The sequence below is a fragment of the Actinomyces sp. W5033 genome (assembly GCF_051303165.1).
The window spans coordinates 219,574-240,668 of sequence record NZ_JBPPGD010000002.1; the positions used below are offsets into that span (position 1 = coordinate 219,574).

Here is a 21,095-nt window from a genome sequence, read left to right on the forward strand (position 1 = left end):
GGAGGCCCCGGCACCGTTGAGGCTCCTGCGTCAGGCCAGCGGCTCGGGGGACAGGGCCTCCCACCCCGGCAACAGGCGTTCGAGCGCGAAGCGCAGCGGCACAATGTCCCCGTCGCGCCCACCCTCCCCGATGGTCATCGGCACCGGCTCGGCCACCGGCACGGTCCCCAGGAGCCGCTCCCTCAGGCTCAGGGGCTTCGACAGGACGTAGAAGCGGCCATCGACGTCGATGGCCACCGTCCGGTCCGCACGCAGGTACCAGCCCTTGAGCGGGGTGCGCGCCGTGCCGGAGCCGTAGCCCTGCACCACGAGCGGCTGGGCCGCGAGGTCCTGGGCGCGTGCCACCTGGACGAAGAGCGACACGATCCTGGCGGCGCGGGCGTGCTCGGCGTCCGCACGCGCCTGCAGCATCCGGGCCCGCTCGGCCGCTGCCTGACGTCGCTGCGTGGCCCAGTCCGCGTCCTGGGCGCGGGGGCCGGAGCCCTCCCGAGGGCCGGAGGGGGAGGGGACCGGGGCGGCACTGATGGGCATGGAGCCAGCCTACGTCCAGGTGCCGGCCCGGCCGCCGGGGCGCACACTAGTGGTATGAGCAGCAGCCAGGACCTGGGCATCGTCCTCGACACGCAGTCAACGGTCCCCGTCTTCACACAGATCTGTGACGTCGTGCGCCAGCGCGTCGAGGACGGCGCCCTGGGCGCGGGGACCCGGATGCCGACCACCCGTTCGCTGGCTCAGGCGCTGGGCGTGGCCGTCAACACCGTGGCCAAGGCCTACCGGGCACTTGAGGAGGAGGGCGTCATCGAGGGCAGGGGCCGTCTGGGGACCTTCGTCGTCGAGCCCGGGGCCGGGCAGCGCGAGGCCCTGCGCTTCGCCCGCGCCATGAAGGGCGCCGGCCTGACGCTCGCGCAGGCCCAGTCCCTCCTGCACGCCGCCTGGGGGACTGCGGGACCGCGGTGATGAGGGGAGACTGGGCGGCTCAGTCCTCGGTCTCCTGGGCCGAGGAGGTCTCCTCGGCCTCCTCTGGCTGCCCGGAGCCGTCAAGGGCCTCGGTGATGACCCCGGAGTACACCGGCCCCTGGGCCCCGGCAGCGCCCAGGACCCCGCGCATCTCCTCCAGGTAGCCGGCCACCGAGTCGCGCTGGCGCTCGAGCTCCTCGACCTGGCGGGTCGCTGCGCCGATACGGGACTCCGCGCTCAGCCGCGCGTCCTCCACCATCGCCTCGGCCTCGGCACGGGCCTGGCGCAGCAGCTCCTCCGCCTGGTGCTCGGCCTCCTCCTGACGCGCACGAGCGGCTGCGTCGGTCTGCGCGCGCACGGCCTCGGCGCGGTCCACCGCCTCCTGCAGGCGGGCCTCGGCCTCAGCGGCCTGCGCCCTGGCCTCCTCGTTCATCGCACGCACGCGGGCAGCGGCCTCCTCGTGGGCCCGCGAGTCCTCCGCGGCAGCCGCCTCGTGGGCCGCGGCGATCTCGAGGGAGGCCTGGTGACGCAGCTCAGTGGCCTCCGCACGGGCGGCGGTGGCCTCGTCCTGGGCCTGGCGGCGCAGGGTCTGTGCCTCGGCGCGGGCACCGTCCAGCAGGGCGTCCGCCTCGGCGCGGGCGCGCTCGAGCAGGGCCGTGGCCTCAGCGGTGCTCGAGGCCCGCAGCGCGTCGGCCTCCGCCGCGGCCTCCTCCCGGGTCCTGGTGGCCTCACGCTCGGCGGAGACCGTGATCTCCGTGGCGCTCTTGCGGGCCTGGGCGAGCACGAGCCCGGCCTCGCGCTCGGCCCCGGCAGTGGTCGTCGTCGCCTGTGCGGCGGCGTCGGAGGCCACCTGGGCGGCCCGGCGCTCGGCCGAGCCCACAAGCTCGTCCGCGCGGGAGCGGGCGTTGGACAGGACGGTGGAGGCCTCGGCCTCGGCATTCGAGCGCAGCTCGCCAGCCTCCCGGCGGGCGTCCGCCAGGAGCACCGCCGCCTCGCTCGAGGCCCGCTCGGTCACGCGGCTGGCGTTGGCGGAGGCCCGCGCGGCGAGGGTGTCCGCCTCGGAGGTCGCCTTGGACAGGACGGAGGCCGACTGCTCCTCGGCGCTGCGCAGCAGCTGCTCGATGCGCGAGCCGAGCCCCGAGTAGGTGGGCTTGTCGGTCTCCCGCAGGCGCCGCTGCGCCTCGGCGAGCTCACCGGCGAGCGTCATGGCGCGGCGGTCGAGGCTGTCGACCTCGCGGCGCGCCTCGGCGAGGCCGCGGCTGAGGAGCTCGATGCGCTGGTCAACCTGCGCGCGGTCGTAGCCGCGCATGGTGATGGCGAAGTCCTCGGTCGCCTCGGCCATGGTGGTGCCTCCAGTCGGTGGTGATGCGTCGGGACGGCGTCGGGCCGTCTGAGCCCAGGGTAGCCACGGGCGGGCGGTGCGACGAGTAGGTGTCCGCCGACGTCGTCAGTTCCACGACGTCGGCCTCCGGCCGCTTGCCGTGCCTGTCGCACCGGTTCCTGTCAGGTCCCTGTCCTGCTGTCCGCTCAGGGCGCAGGCTGCTGTGAGATTGCCCGGGAGCACTGCGCAGCGCGCCAGGACCGTGGGATTCTGAGGCGTCAGGCCCGTGCGGCGGGCTCGGGCAGCCGCCTGAGCCGGGTATGGAGCCGGACACCTCGTCACCGACAGCAAGGAGTCCACGTCGTGAACCGACGAATCGTGAGTGCGGTCACCGCGTTCCTCGGCCTCGTCGTCATCGTGCTCGCCGTCTGCTCCGCCACCGTGTGGCGCCCCAGCGCGACGGCGACGGCGTCGCTCGCGCAGGCGCCCGACCAGCCCTACGTGCTCGTCGAGCCCGGTGTGCTGGGCATGGCCGGCTCCGACGTGACGGTCACGGCCACGGCCGAGGGCCACAACGTGCGCATCGCCGTCGCCTACTCCGCCGACGCGCGTGCCTGGCTCGCCGACGACCCCTACGTCTCGGTCACCGGCCTGACGGACTGGAACGTCCTGTCCTCCCGGAACGTGACCGAGCGCTGCGCCGAGGAGGCCGGGGACACAGCCGGGGCGACGGCGCAGGCCTCTGGGACGGCCAGCGCCCAGCCGAGTGCGAGCGCCCAGCCGAGTGCCAGCGCCCAGCCGAGTGCCAGCGCGCCCACCTCGGGCTGCACGCCCCTGAGGGCATCGGGTGCGGACCCCGCAGGCTCGGTCCTGTGGCAGAGCGTCGTCACCGGCCGTGACAGCGCCACGCTCGACCTGGACGCCACGGACTCCGACCTCGTCGTGCTGGCCGCCACCGACGGCTCCTCCGCCGCGCCCGTGCTCACCCTGTCCTGGCTACGACCGGTGGACACGCCGTTCTTCATCCCGGGGCTCGTCCTGGGGGCCCTCCTCATCCTCGGGGGCGTCGGGGGCGTGCTGTTCGACCTGCAGATGCGTCGCGCCGACGAGGAGCGCCGCCGCCGTGCCGCCGAGCGCGCCGCCCGCCTCGCCGCAGCCGACTCCGTGCAGACCGTCACCATCCCGCGTGTGGGCGACCCCGACCGTCCGCTCACCCGCCGCGAGAAGAGGGACAAGGAGCGTGCCGAGGCCGCCGGGGAGGAGTGGGTGGATCCGCGCACCGGCGCCGTGCTCCTCGACGGCGTCGCCGCCCCGCCGGTGGGCCCCGCACAGGACACCGTCCAGCAGGCCGGGGCCTCGCGCGGCTCGGCCGTGGTGCCGGGGCTGGACCTCCAGGCCACCGCGGCCCACCGCAGTGCCCGCGCGCTCGCGGACGACACCGCCTTCGCCGTCACCGGCACGCAGGGCCGGGGCGACGGGACCGCCGACGACCTCACGGACCACAACGACGAGGAGGACAACTGATGACGAGCACCCGTCGCACCTTCATCACCGGCGCCGCAGCCGCCGCCGCGGCCGCGGCCCTGGGCGCCTGCTCCCACGGCCTGCCGACGGCCACTCCTCCCACCGCCACGCCCTCGCACCCCGTTCTGGACGCCACGCGCCTGGCCACCGTCCTCGCACGTGTGCAGACGGGTCTGGAGGCCGCGGACGAGGCCAAGGACGCCACCCTCTTAGCTGGCTACCTCACCGGCCCCGCCGAGCGCGTGCGCGCGCAGGAGTACGCCCTGGCCACCCTGGCCGGGGACGACACCCACATCCACCGCTTCACCACCGAGGTGCAGGCCGGCGTCGTCGGGCTCACCAGCGGCTTCCCGCGCACCGCCGTCGTCATCACCAAGCCGGCTGACGGCGAGCCCACCTACTACCTCACCCTCACTCAGGACGCGGCCCGCGAGGACTACGCGCTGTGGTCCTGGACCCGGCTCGGCGACGTCGAGGTCCCCGCGACGCCCAGCTCCTCCGTCGGTGCCGTCGAGGTCACCCCGGAGGGCAATCCCGAGGCCGGGGAGCCGTCCTCCTCACTGCTGGCCCAGCCCCGCGACGTCGTTGAGGCCTACCTCGACGCCCTCAACAACCCCGACGGGGACAGCGCCTCCGCCTTCGCCGATGACGCCCTGCGCCAGCGCATCGCCTCGGACCGGGCGATCGACCTGTCCGGCATGGGCACCGTCACCGTCACGGCCGCCGCCCACGAAGACGGCCTGCGTGGTCTGCGCACCGCCGACGGCGGAGCCATCTTCACCGCAGCCCTGACCTGGACCACCGAGTACCGCAAGACGGTCGCCGGATCCACCCTCCGGCTCGGTGGCAACGTCGGACGGATGCTCGGCGCCAGCACCGAGATCATCGGAACCGTCCTCGCCCGTTACGACGCCATGGTGTCCTTCGCGGTGCCCTCCGCCAGCGCCGGGGGCCGCAGCACCGTCCTGGGGACGGACGCCGTGCTGGCCGCGGTCGAGCGGGACGACTCCCAGGCGCCCGTCTGACCTTAAGGACACGAGGGGCCCCACGGCGCCGCCGCGGGGCCCCTGCGCACGCCGCCTGGCGTGCCAGCAGACCACGTCGGGCCACCGTGCCCGGGAAGGAGACACACATGAGCATGTTTGGAGCCGTGGACCTGTCCGGCCTCGCGCAGCGCCAGGACAAGACGGCTGCCTCCACCGGGGCGCCGGGGGAGGGTGGGCAGCCCCCGACCTACCCGGCGCCGCTCGTCGTTGAGCTCACCGCCGACAACCTGCGTGACGTCGCCCAGGTCTCCACCGAGGTGCCGGTGGTCGTCGTCGCCTTCACGCCCCGGTCCCAGGTGTCCACCGAGGTCGCGGCCCAGCTCGAGCGCCTGGCCGCGGACATGGGTGGGCGCTTCGAGCTTGCGCGCCTGGACGCCGACGCCGCCCCCGAGGTCGCCCAGGCCCTACAGGTCACTGCCGTGCCCACGGTCCTGGCGCTGCTCGCGGGGCAGCCGGTGGCCATGTTCCAGGGGGCTGTCCCCCACGAGCAGCTGCGCCAGATCCTCGACCAGCTCCTCGAGCTCGCTGCCGCCAACGGCGTGCGCGGACGCGTCGCCCTCGGCACTGACCAGGGCCCCAGCGAGCCGGAGGAGACGGAGGTCGAGCGTGCCGCCCGAGAGGCGATCGAGCGCGGCGACTACGAGGCCGCCATCGAGGTCTACGACCACGCAGTGGCACAGAACCCGGGGGACGACGCACTCCGGGTGGCGCGCAGCCAGGTGCGCGTGCTCGCCCGCATGGACGGCAAGGACCCGCGTGCGCTGCTGGCGGCGGCGCAGGCCGCTCCCGACGACGTCGAGGCCGCGCTGGCGGCCGCCGACGCCGCCCTGGCCCTGGGGGACGTCAGCGCCGCCCTGGGCCGTGCCCTGGAGGCCGTGCGCAGCCACACGGGCGAGGAGCGTGACAGGGCGCGCCTGCGCCTGCTCGAGCTCTTCGAGGTCATCGGCTCCGGGTCCCCCGAGGTCGCCCGCGCCCGGCGCCAGCTGGCCACGCTCCTGTTCTGAGCGCGCCGCCGCTCCCGGGCGGGCGCGGGGCCGTGCGGGGCTGCGGTGGAACCGCTCCCCGGGGCCGCGGTGGGACCGCACCCGGGCTGTGGGGGAGCGGTGCTGTGCGATGAGGCGGTGGGGCCCCTTCCCCACCCCCCCCGCAAGAGCCCCCCCCTTTCCTCCTCTTTGTCCCCGGACTCCAGGTCACACGGACTCGGGCTCGATCCTCCACACCTCGCGGGCGTAGTCGCTGATCGTGCGGTCGGAGGAGAAGCGCCCGGAGCCGGTGATGTTGACCCACACCTTGCGCTGCCAGGCGCGCTGGTCGGCGTAGTCGGCGGCCATGCGGTCCTTGGCCTCGCGGTAGGCGGCGAAGTCACCCAGGACGTAGTAGACGTCGGCGCTCTCGTAGCCCGCCTCGAGCAGGGAGCGGCGGATGTCCGCGAAGCCTCCCGTGCCGCGGTCGTCGAGGGTGCCGTCGATGAGGGCGTCGAGCACGCGCTTGAGACCGGGGACGGTCTCATAGGCCTGGCGCGGGTCGTAGGACTCGCGCAGCACGGGCAGCTCGTCCTCGGTGGCACCGAAGATGTAGGCGTTGTCCTCGCCGACCTGGTCGAGGATCTCGACGTTGGCGCCGTCGAGGGTGCCCAGGGTGAGGGCGCCGTTCATCATGAACTTCATGTTCGAGGTGCCCGAGGCCTCCTTGCCGGCCATCGAGATCTGCTCGGAGACGTCAGCGGCCGGGATGATGTGCTCGGCGGGGGAGACGTTGTAGTTGTGGATGAAGACGACCTTGAGGGTGCGCGAGACGACCGGGTCGTTGTTGACCAGCTCGGCGATGGTGTTGATGAGCTTGATGATCGCCTTGGCTCGCACGTAGCCCGCGGCGGCCTTCGCACCGAAGACGAAGACGCGCTTGGGCACCACCAGGGACGGGTCCTCCTTCATGCGGAAGTACAGGTCCAGGATGTACAGGGCGTTGAGCAGCTGGCGCTTGTACTCGTGCAGGCGCTTGATCTGGACGTCGAAGACGGCCTCGGGGTCGATCTCGACACCCTCGCGCTCGAGGACCCAGGCGGCGAAGTCCGCCTTGTTGGCGCGCTTGACCTCGGTGAGGCGGTCGAGGACCTCGTCACTGACGTCCGCGGTGTACCGGGACAGCACGGACAGGTCACGCACCCAGGAGTCGTCGCCGACGACGTCGTCCAGGACGGCGGACAGGCGCGGGTTGCACTGGCGCAGCCAGCGGCGCGGGGTCACGCCGTTGGTCTTGTTGTTGAAGCGCTCGGGCCAGACGGCGTGCCACTCCTTGAGGGTGTCGCGCTTGATGATCTCGGTGTGGATGGCGGCCACGCCGTTGATGGAGTAGGCGGCGTAGCAGGCGATCCAGGCCATGCGCACGACGCCGTCCTGGACGGGCGCCATGTAGGCGATGGTGGCCTCGTCGAGGCCGCGCTCGCGCATCTGCGCACGGAAGCGGCGGTCGATCTCGTAGACGATCTCGAGCACGCGCGGGAAGAGCCGCTCGAAGATGGAGACCTCCCAGGTCTCCAGGGCCTCGGCGAGCACGGTGTGGTTGGTGTAGGCGAAGGTCTTGGTGACCTCGGCCCAGGCCTCGTCCCAGCCCAGGCCGTGCTCGTCCATGAGCAGGCGCATGAGCTCGGGGATGGCGAGGACGGGGTGGGTGTCGTTGAGCTGGATGGCGTTGTAGGTGGAGAAGCCGCGCAGGTCCTCGCCGTGGTGGGCGACGTAGGTGTCGATGATCTCCTGCAGGGAGGCCGAGCAGAAGAAGTACTGCTGGCGCACACGCAGGACCTTGCCCTCGTAGGTCGTGTCGTTGGGGTAGAGGACCCGGGAGATGTCCGCGGTGCGCTCGCGCTCGACGATGGCGTCGGTGAAGCGCTGGGAGTTGAAGGCCTCGTAGTCGAACTCCTCCATCGGCTCGGCCTTCCACAGGCGCAGCGTGTTGACGTTGCGCGTGCCGTAGCCGGTGATGGGCATGTCGTGGGGGACAGCGCGCACGGTGAGGTCCTGGTAGCGGACGATGCGCTGGGCCTCCTCACGGCGGATGACGAAGGGGTACCCCTCCTCCATCCAGGCGTCGGGGTGCTCGGTCTGGAAGCCGTCGTCGAAGAGCTGCTTGAACAGGCCGTAGCGGTAGAGGATGCCGTAGCCGTTGACCGGCAGGTCGAGGGTGGCGCAGGAGTCGAGGAAGCAGGCGGCCAGGCGCCCCAGGCCTCCGTTGCCCAGGGCGGCGTCGGGCTCCTGCTCGAGGACGTCGGTGAGGTTCTGCCCGAAGGCGCCCACGGCCTTGTCAGCCTCCTCGACCAGCCCGAGGTTGGTGAGGTTGTTGAGCAGGGCGCGGCCCATGAGGAACTCGGCGGAGAAGTAGTGCTCCATGCGTCCGGCGCGGTAGCGCTCGTCCGTGGCGTGCCAGTGGTCGGCGATGGCGTCGACGGCGGCGGCGGACAGGCCCTGCCAGACCTCCATGGGGGTGGAGGCCTCGGCGGGTCGGCCGGAGACCGCACGCACCTGCGAGGGCACGGTGCTGGCCAGGTTCTGCGTCATTAGTTCTTCCCTTGTCAGACGACGGGTCCGCTGCTGCCTGGTGGGACAGCGGCGTGCAGAGCGTTCGGGGCAAGGGCGGCGACGCGCGGATGGCGTCCCCGTCCAACAACCAGCGTACCGAATCAGGTCCGATAACCGCGTGGTGAGTGGCAGGCGGCTCGTGTGAGGACGCCGATGCGGCGGCCCGCTCGGGCGGGTCAGCGGACCGGGGGCGGTGCGGCCGGGCCGGGCGCCTGACGGCGCGGGGACGACGGTGGGGGCGGCTGCCACAGGCAGCCGCCCCCACCCAACCGTGATGGTGCTCAGTCCCTGCTCGGGCGCAGGAACACGGCGCCCAGCGGGGGCACGCGCAGGCGCACCGAGGCGGGACGACCGTTCCACGGCAGCTCCTCGGCCTCCACATGACCCAGGTTGCCCACACCGGAGCCGCCGTACTCGGGGGCGTCAGTGTTGATGACCTCGTCCCAGCCTCCCGCGAAGGGCAGACCCACCCGGTAGCCCTCGTGCGGGGTCCCGGCGAAGTTGACGACGACGACGATGAGGTCGTTGCGTCCGTCAGGCCCCACGCCCTTGCGCAGGTAGGACAGGACGTTGTGGTCGCCGTCGCCCGCCTCGATCCACTCGAAGCCGCGGTGGGAGAAGTCGTCCGCCCACAGCGCGGGCGAGGAGGTGTAGACGGAGTTGAGGTCGCTCACCAGGCGCAGCAGGCCCTGGTGGCCCGGGTCATCCAGGATCCACCAGTCCAGGGAGACGTCCGCGTTCCACTCCGAGCCCTGACCGAACTCCTGGCCCATGAACAGCAGCTGCTTGCCCGGGTGCGACCACTGGTAGGCGTACAGGGCACGCAGGTTCGCCAGCTCCTGCCAGGGGTCGCCCGGCATCTTGGACAGCAGGGAGCCCTTGCCGTGCACGACCTCGTCGTGGCTCAGCGGCAGGGCGAACTGCTCGGAGAAGGCGTACACGAGCGAGAAGGTGAGCTCGCCATGGTGGTAGCGCCGGTTGATCGGCTCCTCCTGCATGTAGCGCAGGGTGTCGTTCATCCAGCCCATGTTCCACTTGAGCCCGAAGCCGAGGCCGCCGTACTCGGTGGGGGTGGTCACCCCCGGCCACGCCGTTGACTCCTCGGCCACCATGACGATGCCAGGGTTCTTGCGGTAGGCGGTGGCGGTCGCCTCCTGCAGGAAGCTGATGGCCTCCAGGTTCTCACGCCCGCCGAACTGGTTGGGGTGCCACTGGTTCTCCTTGCGCGAGTAGTCGAGGTAGAGCATGGAGGCCACCGCGTCCACGCGCAGGCCGTCGGCGTGGAACTCCTCAAGCCAGTACAGGGCGTTGGCGACGAGGAAGTTACGCACCTCATTGCGCCCGAAGTTGAAGATGTACGTGCCCCAGTCGGGGTGCTCTCCGCGCTGCGGGTCCGGGTCCTCGTACAGGGAGGTGCCGTCGAAGCGCGCCAGAGCCCACTCGTCCTTGGGGAAGTGGGCGGGCACCCAGTCGAGGATGACGCCGATGCCGGCCTGGTGGAGCCGGTCGATGAGGTAACGGAAGTCGTCCGGGGTGCCGAAGCGCGCGGTGGGGGCGTAGTACCCGGTCACCTGGTAGCCCCAGGAGCCGCCGAAGGGGTGCTCAGCCACCGGCAGGAACTCGACGTGCGTGAAGCCGGTCTCCTGGAGGTAGGGGACAAGCTCGTCGGCCAGGCCCCGGTAGCCCAGGCCCTGGCGCCAGGAGCCCACGTGCAGCTCGTAGATGCTCATCGGCCCCGAGTGCGGGTCCGTGGTGGCCCGGCGCTCCATCCACTCCTGGTCGCCCCACTCGTGGAACTGGTCGGTGACGACGGATGCGGTGGCCGGCGGCACCTCGGTGGCGCGTGCCAGCGGGTCGGCCTTCTGGTGCCAGGAGCCGTCGGCGAAGCAGATCTCGTACTTGTAACGGGCGCCCACTCCCACCCCGGGCACGAACAGCTCCCACACGCCCGAGGCGCCCAGGGAGCGCATGGCGGTGGCGGTACCGTCCCAGTAGTTGAAGTCGCCGACGACGCGCACGGCGCGGGCGTTGGGCGCCCACACGGCGAAGGCCGTGCCGGACACCTCGCCCATCGTGCCGTCGTAGGTCTTGACGTGGGCGCCCAGGACCTCCCACAGGGCCTCGTGACGGCCCTCGGAGATGAGGTAGGTGTCCATCTCGCCCAGGGTCGGCATGAAGCGGTAGGGGTCGTCCACCCGAGTCGTCTCGCTGCCGTAGGTGACGTCGAGCCGGTAGTCGGGAATGACGTCACCGGGCAGGAGCGCCACCCACACGCCGTCCTGCTCGTGCTCGGCCGGGAAGGTGCCCTCAGCCGTGACGACGGCGACGGCGTCAGCGAGGTGGCGCACGGTGCGGATCGTGACCCCGTGCTCGCCCAGGTGGGCGCCGAGGACCTCGTGGGGGTTGTGGTAACGCGCGTAGGCGACGTCTGCCAGCACCCAGGGCTCAACCGGCACGGGGCCGACGGGGGTGCGGGGGGCGGGCGTGCTGCTGGTCGCGGAGGGGCGGGGCTCGGGGGCGGTGACGTCGCTCATACTTTCCACTCTTCCATGGGTGTTGGGGACGGAGGGGGACTTTGTACCAAGGACCCTACAGATCCCGGTCAGTGGGACAGGCATCCAGCGCGGACGGTGACGGGCCTCGTAGACGGCCTCGTATAAGGCCTTGTCGAGCTCGAGAGCGGCGATGACGGTGCTGTCCCGGCTGGCGTCATCGCCCGTGGCCGGCAGGACCCGGCGGTAGCCCTCGAGGAAGGCCCGGCGGACCTCGGCCAACCACGTGGCGTGCGTGGCACCGCCGACGGCCGCCGCGTAGTCGAAGGAGCGCAGCATGCCCGCCACGTCACGCAACGGCTGGTCGTGCACACACCGCTGCGCCAGCGGGCGCAGCGGCTCGCCCTCGAAGTCGAGCACGTACCAGTGTCCGTGGGCGCCGGCGCCGTGGAGCGTCTGGCCCAGGTGGTAGTCGCCGTGGACACGGCAGGCGGAGGGCAGGCCCGGCAGGTCCGACAGGCGGGAGAGCACCTGCTCCACCCGCTGGGCGAGGTCGGGCACCTGGGCGGCCAGGGCGGGGACCTCGCCCATGGCCCAGTCGGCGCGTGCGCGCAGGGCCTGGGCGAGGTCCCCAGGGGACCCGGGGGCGCTCGTGCCCAGGGCGGCGGCCAGGTGCTCGTGCATCTGGGCGGTCGTCTCGCCGAGCTCGTCGGCCAGGGCGAGGGCACGCAGTCGGGTGGGACCGCCCGGACCGTCGTCCTGCCCCGCCAGGGAGCAGAACAGCGCGAAGCCGTCCTCCGCCCCGGCCACGAAGGTCGTGGCGACGGCGGCGTCCGCGCTCAGGGGGGTGGACGAGCCGGGCACGAGGAGGTCCAGTGAGGACCACGCCACCGGAGCGGGCACCCGGTCCCAGCCGTTGCGGGCCAGGGCGACGGGGACCTCGACATCGGGGTTGCGCCCAGGCTCGAGCACGCGCAGGAGCTTGACGATGAGGTCGGGCGTCGCCGCGTCCTGCTGCGCGACACCCTCCCCGGCAGCGCCCGCGGCGGGGTCGCCCTCCTGCCCTGCCGGGGATAGGGGCCCCTGCGGGGCGGGCAGGATGACGCTCGTGTTCGACTGCTCACCCGTGGTCACGCGCAGGCGCTCGGCCCGCTGGGCGACCGCCTGAACCGCCGTGGGGCTCAAGGCGGTGCCGGCCTCGAGGACGGCGTCGGCCCAGGCCCGCCAGAAGGCGGGGTGGTGGGGGCCGTCCACGAGGGCGGTGCCGTCCTCCAGCAGCACGCCCGCGGCGCCCGCGGCCTCAGACTCACCGGTCAGGCGCTCGAGGTCGGCGGCCTCTGCCAGGACGAGCGGCACGTGCAGCAGCACCCTGGCCGACTCATCGGCACCGCCCGCCGGCAGACAGATCACCAGGTCACGCACCCCCGGGGCCAGGGCGACGTCGGCGGCGACGCAGCAGCGCGAGACCGGCGGGACGGTTCCCCTGAGGGGGGACCAGCGCCGTTCGCAGGCCCACGCCAGGACCGCGCTCAGCAGCACCTCGTCGTCGGGCCAGAGAAGTGGACGGGCCATGGTTCAGGACTCCTTCACAGGTAGCGACAGACTCAGCCAGCGGTAGCCGCGAGGAACGAGGGTGACGCCCAGGCGGCCGTCCTCACCCACCGCCGCGTCCTCGCCGGAGCCCTCGGGGCCGCCCAGGACGACGCCGGTGCGGGCGCCAGCCAGGTCCTCGAGGCCGATGACGGCCTCGCACGCCTCCTCGCTGACGTTCGCCAGGCACAGCAGGACCTCGCCGTCGGGGGACAGGTCCTGGCGCGTGTGGGCCAGGACAGCGGCGCTGGAGGAGGCGCGCATGAGGAAGGAGCCCCGTCCCAGGGCCGGGTGCTGACGGCGCACCGTCAGAAGGCCGCGCAGCGCGTGAAGCAGTGAGCCGGGGTCCGCCAGGGCGTCGGCGACGTTGCGCTCGGCCCAGCCCGGGGCGCTGATGAGCGGCAGCGTGAGCGCCGCGTCCTGCGGCGCGCTCGAGAAGCCCATGTGCCTGCTGCGGTCCCACTGCATCGGGGTGCGCACAGCGTCGCGGTCCTCGAGCCAGATGTCCTCGCCCATGCCGATCTCGTCGCCGTAGTACAGGCACGGCGAGCCCGGCAGGGACAGCAGCAGCGCGTGGGCCAGCATGAGCTCGTCGCGGCTGTCACCCAGCAGAGGGGCCAGCCGACGCCGGATCCCCACGTTGGCGCGCATGCGCTCCTCGGGGGCGTACCAGCCGTACATGAGGGCGCGCTCGTCCTCGGTCACCATCTCCAGGGTGAGCTCGTCGTGGTTGCGCAGGAAGGTGCCCCACTGCCCGTGGGCCGGGATGTCCGGCGTCTCGGCGAGCACCTGGCGGATCGAGTCCGCGCTGCCCTCCCGCAGGGAGCGGAAGATGCGCGGCATGACCGGGAAGTGGAAGCACATCGTGCACTCCGGGGCCTCGGGCGTGCCGAAGTAGGCGACGACCTCGCTGGGCATCTGGTTGGCCTCGGCGATGGTGATGGTGCCCGGGAACTCCTCGGCGAGCACTGCCGCCAGCCGTGCGACGACGGCGTGCGTGCCAGGCAGGTTCTCGCTGCTCGTGCCCTCGCGCTCCACGAGGTAGGGGATCGCGTCCAGGCGGAAGCCGTCCACGCCCGTGCGCGCCCAGAAGCGCACGACGTCGGTGACGGCCTCGACCACGGCGGGGTTGTCGTAGTTGAGATCGGGCTGGTGGGAGAAGAAGCGGTGCCAGAAGAACTGGCCGCGCTGCTCGTCCCACGTCCAGTTCGAGGACTCGGTGTCCACGAAGATGACGCGCGTGCCCGCGTAGGCCTCGTCGGAGTCGGACCACACGTAGAAGTCGCCGTAGGGGCCCGACGGGTCCGAGCGCGAGGCCTGGAACCAGGGGTGGGCGTCCGAGGTGTGGTTGAGGACCATGTCGATGACGACGCGGATGCCTCGGGCGTGGGCCTCGCGGACCATCCCCTCGAAGTCCTCGACCGTGCCGTAGCGTGGGTCGATCCCCGTGTAGTCGCTGATGTCGTAGCCGCCGTCGCGCATGGGCGAGGGGTAGAAGGGCGGTACCCAGATGGCGTCGACGCCCAGCCAGGCCAGGTAGTCCAGGCGGGAGGTCAGGCCTGCGAAGTCGCCCACGCCGTCGGAGTCGGAGTCGGCGAAGGAGCGCAGCAGCGCCTCGTAGAAGACGGCGGTGCGGAACCACTGGGGGTCCTCGCTCAGACCGGTGCGGGGGGCGGCGGGGACCGCGGGAACACCGGGCAGGCCAACGGAGAGGCTGGTGCCGCTCACGCCGACGCTCCCAGCGCCTCGACGCGGAAGACGTGCGCGACACGCCCCTCGAAGGGGTCCAGCCGCACGTAGTTGTGGGCGCCCCACTCGAAGGACAGGCCGGTGAGCTCGTCCGTGACCCGGATGACAGGCTGTGAGCCGTCCGTCCCCTTGGGCAGGCCGAGCTGGTCCAGGTTGAGGAGCACCTGTCCCTCGTGGGCGTGGTGCGGGTCCAGGTTGACCACCGTGAGCACCACGTCGTCACGGCCGGTGGGGCTGTGCGCGGCGTCAACACGCTTGGAGTATGCGATGAGGCTGTCGTCGCTCGTGCCGTGGAACCACACGTCGCGCAGCTGGCGCAGGGCCGGGTGGGCGGCGCGCGCGGCGTTGAGGGAGGTGAGCAGGTCCTCGATGCCGTTGGCCCGCGCGGCGGCGAAGTCGCGCGGCTTGAGCTCGTACTTCTCGTTGTCGATCTGCTCCTCGTAGCCGGGGCGCGGGACGGACTCGGCCAGCTCGTAGCCGGAGTAGATGCCCCAGGTGGGGCTCATGGTCGCCGCCAGCACGGCCCTGAGCTTGAAGGCCGGGATCGTGCCGTGCGTCATGAAGGGCGTGAGGATGTCGTGGGTCGTCGGCCAGAAGGTCGGGCGCAGGACGTGGGCGGTCTCCTGCGACAGCTCCACGAGGTAGTCGGTCAGCTCCTGCCTCGTGTTGCGCCACGCGAAGTACGTGTAGGACTGGTGGAAGCCGATCTTGCCGAGTGTGCGCATCATCGCCGGGCGGGTGAAGGCCTCGGCGAGGAAGAGGACCTCGGGGTTGGTGGAGTGGACCTCGCGCAGCAGGCGCTGCCAGAACACGAGGGGCTTGGTGTGGGGGTTGTCCACGCGGAAGATCGTCACGCCGTGGCCGATCCACGTGTAGACGACGTCACGGATGGCCTGGTAGATCCCCTCGGGGTCGTTGTCGAAGTTGAGGGGGTAGATGTCCTGGTACTTCTTGGGAGGGTTCTCCGCGTAGGCGATGGAGCCGTCGGCCAGGACGGTGAACCACTCGGGGTGCTCGGTGACCCACGGGTGGTCCGGGGAGCACTGCAGGGCGAGGTCCAGGGCGACCTCCATGCCGAGCTGCGCGGCCCGGGCGACCAGGGCGTCGAAGTCCTCGAAGGTGCCCAGGTCCGGGTGGATGGCGTCGTGGCCGCCGTCCGGTGAGCCAATGCCGTAGGGGGAGCCCGGGTCGCAGGGGCGGGCGGTGAGCGTGTTGTTGCGCCCCTTGCGGTTGGTGGTGCCGATGGGGGAGATCGGGGTGAGGTACAGCACGTCGAAGCCCATGGCGGCGATGCGGTCCAGGTGCGCGGCGGCCGTGCGCAGCGTGCCCGTGTGCCAGACGCCGTGCTCATCGACGCCGGAGCCGAGCGAGCGCGGGAAGATCTCGTACCAGGAGCCGGCCAGGGCGCGCTCTCGGTCCACCTGCAGCGGGTAGGTGGCGCTGGGCGAGAGGTGGTCGCGCAGCGGTAGGCGCTCGAGCACGTCGGTGACCTGCGGGCTGTGGCCGGCGGCCAGACGCTGGGCCGGCTGGAGGGAGGCGTCGCGCAGGACGGCGGCGGCCGCCGTGAGGACGGCGGCGTCGGCGCCCTCGCGTCCGGGCACGTGCGCGGCGCGCTCCAGGACCCGGGCGCCCTCCTCGAGCATGAGCTCGACGTCGATGCCGGCGGGGACCTTGATGCTGGCGTCGTGGCTCCAGGTGGCGTAGGGGTCGGACCAGCCCTCCACCCGCAGGCCCCAGTCGCCGGGGGCGTCGGCGGCCAGGCGCGCCTCATAGCGGTCCAGTCCCTTGGCGACCTCGTGCATGCGGGCGCTGGGGCCGTCGGTGCCGTCGGGGCGCACGAGCACGGCGGTGGCGCCGAAGCGGTCGTGCCCCTCGCGGAAGACGGTGGCGCGCACGGGGAAGACCTCACCGGGCACGGCCTTGGAGGGCCAGCGTCCGTCCTCGACGACGGGGAAGACCTCGGTGACGGGGATGCGGCCGATGGGGAAGTAGGCGGCGGGCTCCGGGGCGCTGGGAGCCGGCAGGACGGGCGTCGTCGGCTCCGTGGCAGGCGCAGGGCCGGAAGCCTTCCTCTTCCTCCGGGACGTCGTAGGGGCGGATGGGCTCTGTGGCGTGTTCGCGGTCACAGTCAAAGGGTACGGGCTGTGAGGGCGCGAGTCACATCGCCGCTCACCCGAGCCCGCGCCCACCTCCTCGGTTTGCGTCCGAACGTACGGTCGCCAGCCGTACTTTCGAGAGCAAACCGAGGAGGTGGAAGGCCGGGAGGGCCGGGAGGGGCGGGGCCTCAGTAGTCCATGTGCATGGCGCGACGCACGTCCTCGAGGGTCGCGTCGGCGACCTCGCGGGCGCGCGCGTTGCCCGCGTGCAGGACCTCGCACAGGTAGTCCTCGTTCGCCGCGAGCTCGGCCCTGCGGGCACGCACCGGGGCGAAGAACTCGTTGACCACCTCCGTCGTCAGCGCCTTGAGCGCACCCGCCCCGCCGTCGCCGATCCTCTCGGCGACCTCCTCGGGGGCTCCCGCCCCGCACAGGGAGGCGAGAGTGAGCAGGTTGGCGACCTCGGGGCGGGCCACCGGGTCAAAGGTGATGACGCGGTCCGAGTCCGTCTTGGCCTTGCGCAGGGCCTTGGCCGTCTCGTCGGCGCTCATACGCAGCTCGATCGTGTTGTGACGGGACTTGCTCATCTTCTCCCCGTCGAGCCCCAGCAGCAGCGGCGCCTCGGACAGCAGCGCCTCGGGACGGCGGAAGACCGGGCGCTTGCTGTCCGCCCTCCCGTAACGCTTGTCGAAGCGCTGGGCGATGAGACGCGCCTGCTCCAGGTGCGGCAGCTGGTCCTTGCCCACGGGCACGAGGTTCGCCTGGCAGAAGAGGATGTCCGCCGCCTGGTGCACCGGGTAGGTGAGCATGAGGCCGGTCATCGCGCGCCCGTCAGTGGCCTCGAGCTCGGCCTTGACGGTCGGGTTGCGGTGCAGCTCGGACTCGGTGACCAGCGACAGGAAGGGCAGCATGAGCTGGTTGGCCGCCGGGACCGCAGAGTGGGCGAAGACGGTCGAGCGCTCGGGGTCCACCCCCACGGCGAGCGTGTCCGCCACGAGGGACAGTACGCGCTCGCGGATCGGGCCGACGCCGTCGCGGTCGGTGATGACCTGGTAGTCGGCGACGAGGATCCACGTGTCCACACCCAGGTCCTGGATGCGCCGCCACGAGTGCATCGTGCCGAAGTAGTGACCCAGGTGCATGTTGCCGGTGGGACGCACGCCCGTGAGCATCCGGTACCGGCCAGGGTTGACGTCGAGGTCCGCGCGGATCTGCTCGCTTCGGGCCAGTGACCGCGCCAGGGAGGCGTCGTTCGTGGCGTTTGCCAGAGCCTCCTCGGCGGAGGTGGGCGTGGTCGTCTCGTGCTCAGGCGTCTGCGTCATGGCGCCCATCCTAGGGGCCGACGGCGACCGGCCCGGCGGAGGGTCCTCAGGGCAGCGCGAGGACCTCCCCGGAGAAGTACACGCGCATGCTCAGCGCCTCCAGCGTCGTCGTGTCGCCCGGACGGTCCTGACGGCAGTCGGTCGCCCCCGGCCTCGCGGCGCGGGCGCGCGCGGGGTTGATGGCCCGGGCCTTGCCCGCCGGGCCCCGCGAGACCCGGCGCGCCAGGGAGAAGGAGGAGGTGTGCGGGCGCGGCACCGGCCAGGTTGAGTCCCACGCCAGGTGCCAGTCGGTGCCGTGCCCGTCAGCGAGCACCACCTCGCACTGGTCGAGGTTGCCGTTGATGACGACGAGCAGGTCGTCGTCGCCCACGGGCCGCCCAGAGCGCAGCATCTGCACCACGCGCACGTTCGGGTCGTGCCAGGCGTCGTTGCTCAGCGCCTCGCCGTCGGCCCCGAGCCACGACAGGTCCGCGATGGTGTCGCCCGGGCGGACCGCCCCCGAGGCGAAGGAGGTGGGGCGCATCACCGGGTGCTCGTGGCGTGTGCGCACCAGGAACTGGGTGGTGGCCAGCAGGTCGCGCTGCCACGCCTCCAGCTCCCAGTCGTACCAGGAGATCTGGGAGTCCTGGCAGTAGGAGTTGTTGTTGCCCTGCTGGGTGCGGCCGATCTCGTCGCCGCCCAGGAGCATCGGCGTGCCCGCCGAGACCAGCAGGGTCGCCAGGATGTTGCGCATGGAGCGGCGGCGCAGCAGTTCCAGCGGGCCCAGGTCCACGCCCTCGGGGACCGCGCCCTCGAAGCCGTGGTTCCAGGAGCGGTTGTCGTCCGTCCCGTCCCGGTTGCCCTCACCGTTGTCCTCGTTGTGCTTGTGGTCGAAGCACACGAGGTCGCGCAGGGTGAAGCCGTCGTGGGCGGTGACGAAGTTGACGCTCGCCAGCGGGCCGCGCCCGCCCGGGTACTCGCCGTGACCGAAGGTGTCGACGCTGCCCGACAGGCGGGTGGCCAGGTCGCGCAGGTCGGAGCCCGTGCGGCCCTTGGAGATCTCCAAGGCGTCGCGCAGCCAGAAGGAGCGCACCGCCCCGCGGTAGCGGTCGTTCCAGTCGTGGAAGGGCTCGGGGAAGTCGCCGGTGCGCCAGCCGCCGGGCCCCACGTCCCAGGGCTCGACGATGAGGCGGGCGCCGCTGAGCACGGGGTCCGTCGCCATGGCGATGAGCAGCGGGTGGTAGGGGCTGAAGTCGGTGCCGTGGCGCCCCAGCGTCACCGCCAGGTCGAAACGGAACCCGTCCACCCCCATCTCGCTCACCCAGTAACGCAGGGAGTCCAGGGTGAGCTGGACCGCGCGCGCGTAGCGCATGTCCGTGCTGGCGCCCGTTCCCGTGACGTCGTAGTAGTGGCCGGTCTGGCCGGGCACGTGCAGGTAGTAGCGGCGGTCGTCCAGGCCGCGCAGGCTCAGGCTCGGGCCGCCGAAGCCGGACTCGCAGGTGTGGTTGTAGACGACGTCCATCACCACCTCCAGGCCCGCCTGGTGCAGCAGCGAGATCATGCCGCGCACCTCGTCGATGACCGCCTGCGGGCCGGCCTCGCGCGAGGAGCGCATGGCGTAGGAGGCCTCGGGGGCGAAGTAGGACAGGGTCGAGTAGCCCCAGTAGTTCGTGCGCCCGCGCGCCAGCAGGAAGGTCTCGGAGAAGGCCGCCTGGATGGGCAGCAGCTCGACCGTCGTCACGCCCAGGGACCTCAGGTGCTCGATGGTGGCGGGGTGGGCGAGCCCCGCGTAGGTGCCCCGCAGCTCGGCCGGCACCCCCGGCAGCGTGAGGGTCAGGCCTTTGACGTGCGTCTCGTAGACGACCACGCGCTCGTTGCTCACACGCGGTCCCGGGGCCACGTGGAAGGAGGGGGCGTCGGTGACGACGCCGATGGCCACGTGCCCGGCCGAGTCCAGGTGGGAGGGGGAGAAGGGCACGTAGGTGGGGTTGTAGTCGGCGTCCACCTCGTGCGCGAAGATCTCCGGGCCCAGGCGGGGCGTGCCCTCCAGGGCGCGGGCGTAGGGGTCGAGGAGGAGCTTGCGCGGGTTGAGCAGCAGACCGGCCGAGGGGTTCCACTCTCCGTGGACGCGGTAGCCGTAGCGCTGGCCGGGACCGACGCCGGGCACGTGGGCCCCCCACGCCCCGCGCACGGGGCCGTGCATGCCGATGCGGTGCTCGGACAGGACGCGGCCGCTGCCGTCCGTCTCCAGCAGACACAGGTCAACGGCCGTGGCGTCAGGGGCGACGACGACGAAGCTCGTGCCGTCCGCAGCCGGTGTCGCGCCCAGGCGGCTGCGGTCCCGTGCGTCCTGGCTCGCCAGCGCGGCGGGTCTGGGCGGCTCGGCAGCCGAGGGGGCAGCGGGCTGCGTCGTGGTCGTGTCAGGCATAGGGGCATTCTTGCCAGGTCGAGGGGGAGCGGCAATCCGAATGGGACTTTCGGCACCCCGCCGTGGCGGCGCGGGGACGTGCGCGGACGCCCGGGCATCTGGCCGAGGCCCGGTATGCCAAGGCTTCGTGGGGGTGCAGGGCGCCCGCGGGAGGCGCCCGGGTGGCGCGTGTCTCACGCCCCCGGCGCCGGTGACCGCGGCGCGGCCCATGTGGCAGCCTGAGCGGCATGAAGATCGTGGTCTGTGTCAAGAACGTCCCCGACGTGCAGTCCGAGCGGCGTGTGGAGGCCGGGCGCCTCGTGCGGGGCGAGGACGACGTCCTCAACGAGCTCGACGAGAACGCCGTCGAGGCGGCGGTCAGCCTGGTGGAGGAGCACGGCGGAGAGGTCGTCGCTCTCACGATGGGGCCCGAGGGCGCCGAGGACGCTCTGCGCCGTGCCCTGCAGATGGGGGCGGACCGCGCCGTCCACGTGTGCGACGAGGCGCTGGCCGGCGCTGACGTCGTGGCCACCGCCCGCGTCCTCGCCGCAGCGGTCCGGCGCGTCGGCGGGGACGTCGAGGGCGTCGGCGACGTGGACCTGGTCTTGACCGGGATGGCCTCGCTCGACTCGATGACCTCGCTGCTGCCCGGTGCGCTCGCCGCTGCGCTGCACGTGCCTGCCCTCACGCTCGCCACCGGTGTGGAGCTGTCCGACGGCGAGGTCGTCGTCCGCCGGACCGTCGGGGCCGTGCGCGAGGTGCTCAGCGCGCCTCTTCCGGCCCTCGTGTCCGTCACGGATCAGGCCAACGACCCGCGCTACCCCAACTTCGCGGCCATGCGCGCCGCCCGGCGCAAGCCCGTGGAGACCTGGGACCTGGCCGTGCTCGGCCTGGAGCCCCCCGTGCCCTCGGTCGCCGTGCTCGACGCCCAGGAGCGTCCGGCGCGCTGCGCTGGCACCATCCGCACCGACGCCGGCGAGGCCGGCCGCGAGCTGGCCGCCTGGCTCGTCGACAACCAGCTCGTCTGAGAGGGACGC

13 protein-coding genes are annotated in these 21,095 nt (G+C 72.4%); 5 read left to right on the top strand and 8 right to left on the bottom strand.

The window, feature by feature from the left end; translation table 11 throughout:
• Positions 1–30: 30 nt before the first annotated feature.
• A complete protein-coding gene (locus tag ACSJJR_RS02460; protein ID WP_435941938.1) occupies positions 31–531 on the bottom strand; it encodes a hypothetical protein in 501 nt (166 codons plus the stop codon).
• Between the two features lie 54 nt (positions 532–585).
• Here ACSJJR_RS02460 and ACSJJR_RS02465 point away from each other — a divergent pair, with 54 nt between their 5' ends.
• Positions 586–957 carry a GntR family transcriptional regulator gene (locus tag ACSJJR_RS02465; protein WP_435941939.1) on the top strand — a complete coding sequence of 124 codons (372 nt, stop codon included), beginning with the start codon at positions 586–588 and terminating at the stop codon, positions 955–957.
• Between the two features lie 19 nt (positions 958–976).
• Here the strand turns inward: ACSJJR_RS02465 and ACSJJR_RS02470 are convergent, their stop codons facing one another.
• Positions 977–2,299 carry a hypothetical protein gene (locus ACSJJR_RS02470; RefSeq protein WP_435941941.1) on the bottom strand — a complete coding sequence of 441 codons (1,323 nt, stop codon included), beginning with the start codon at positions 2,297–2,299 and terminating at the stop codon, positions 977–979.
• A gap of 357 nt (positions 2,300–2,656) precedes the next feature.
• Here ACSJJR_RS02470 and ACSJJR_RS02475 point away from each other — a divergent pair, with 357 nt between their 5' ends.
• The 3 genes from ACSJJR_RS02475 (at position 2,657) to ACSJJR_RS02485 (ending at position 5,852) form a co-directional block, all read left to right on the top strand.
• Positions 2,657–3,802: a hypothetical protein gene (locus ACSJJR_RS02475; RefSeq protein WP_435941942.1), complete on the top strand. Its 1,146-nt coding sequence runs from the start codon at positions 2,657–2,659 to the stop codon at positions 3,800–3,802.
• Positions 3,802–4,827, top strand: coding sequence for a twin-arginine translocation signal domain-containing protein (locus tag ACSJJR_RS02480; RefSeq protein ID WP_435941944.1), 1,026 nt, complete (start codon positions 3,802–3,804; stop codon positions 4,825–4,827). The genes ACSJJR_RS02475 and ACSJJR_RS02480 overlap by 1 nt, the downstream gene beginning before the upstream one ends.
• Positions 4,828–4,934: 107 nt before the next feature.
• On the top strand, positions 4,935–5,852 hold the full coding sequence (locus ACSJJR_RS02485) for a co-chaperone YbbN (protein ID WP_435941946.1): 918 nt from the start codon (positions 4,935–4,937) through the stop codon (positions 5,850–5,852).
• Positions 5,853–6,038: 186 nt separating this feature from the next.
• Here the strand turns inward: ACSJJR_RS02485 and ACSJJR_RS02490 are convergent, their stop codons facing one another.
• From ACSJJR_RS02490 to glgX, 6 genes are all read right to left on the bottom strand, one after another.
• Positions 6,039–8,402 (bottom strand): glycogen/starch/alpha-glucan phosphorylase, encoded by a 2,364-nt coding sequence (locus tag ACSJJR_RS02490; RefSeq protein WP_435941947.1) that lies wholly within the window; start codon positions 8,400–8,402, stop codon positions 6,039–6,041.
• Between the two features lie 302 nt (positions 8,403–8,704).
• Positions 8,705–10,957 carry a 1,4-alpha-glucan branching protein GlgB gene (gene glgB / locus ACSJJR_RS02495; RefSeq protein WP_435941969.1) on the bottom strand — a complete coding sequence of 751 codons (2,253 nt, stop codon included), beginning with the start codon at positions 10,955–10,957 and terminating at the stop codon, positions 8,705–8,707.
• A 1,533-nt stretch (positions 10,958–12,490) separates the two neighbouring features.
• Positions 12,491–14,233, bottom strand: coding sequence for a maltose alpha-D-glucosyltransferase (gene treS, locus ACSJJR_RS02500; RefSeq protein ID WP_435941948.1), 1,743 nt, complete (start codon positions 14,231–14,233; stop codon positions 12,491–12,493).
• Positions 14,230–16,278, bottom strand: coding sequence for an alpha-1,4-glucan--maltose-1-phosphate maltosyltransferase (locus ACSJJR_RS02505; RefSeq protein WP_435941970.1), 2,049 nt, complete (start codon positions 16,276–16,278; stop codon positions 14,230–14,232). The genes treS and ACSJJR_RS02505 overlap by 4 nt, the downstream gene beginning before the upstream one ends.
• Positions 16,279–16,538: 260 nt before the next feature.
• Positions 16,539–17,672, bottom strand: coding sequence for a tryptophan--tRNA ligase (gene trpS / locus ACSJJR_RS02510; protein ID WP_435941949.1), 1,134 nt, complete (start codon positions 17,670–17,672; stop codon positions 16,539–16,541).
• 46 nt (positions 17,673–17,718) lie between these two features.
• Positions 17,719–20,079, bottom strand: a complete 2,361-nt coding sequence (glgX, locus tag ACSJJR_RS02515; RefSeq protein ID WP_435941950.1) for a glycogen debranching protein GlgX — start codon at positions 20,077–20,079, stop codon at positions 17,719–17,721.
• Between the two features lie 227 nt (positions 20,080–20,306).
• Here glgX and ACSJJR_RS02520 point away from each other — a divergent pair, with 227 nt between their 5' ends.
• Positions 20,307–21,086 carry an electron transfer flavoprotein subunit beta/FixA family protein gene (locus tag ACSJJR_RS02520; protein ID WP_435941952.1) on the top strand — a complete coding sequence of 260 codons (780 nt, stop codon included), beginning with the start codon at positions 20,307–20,309 and terminating at the stop codon, positions 21,084–21,086.
• The last annotated feature ends 9 nt before the right edge of the window (positions 21,087–21,095 follow it).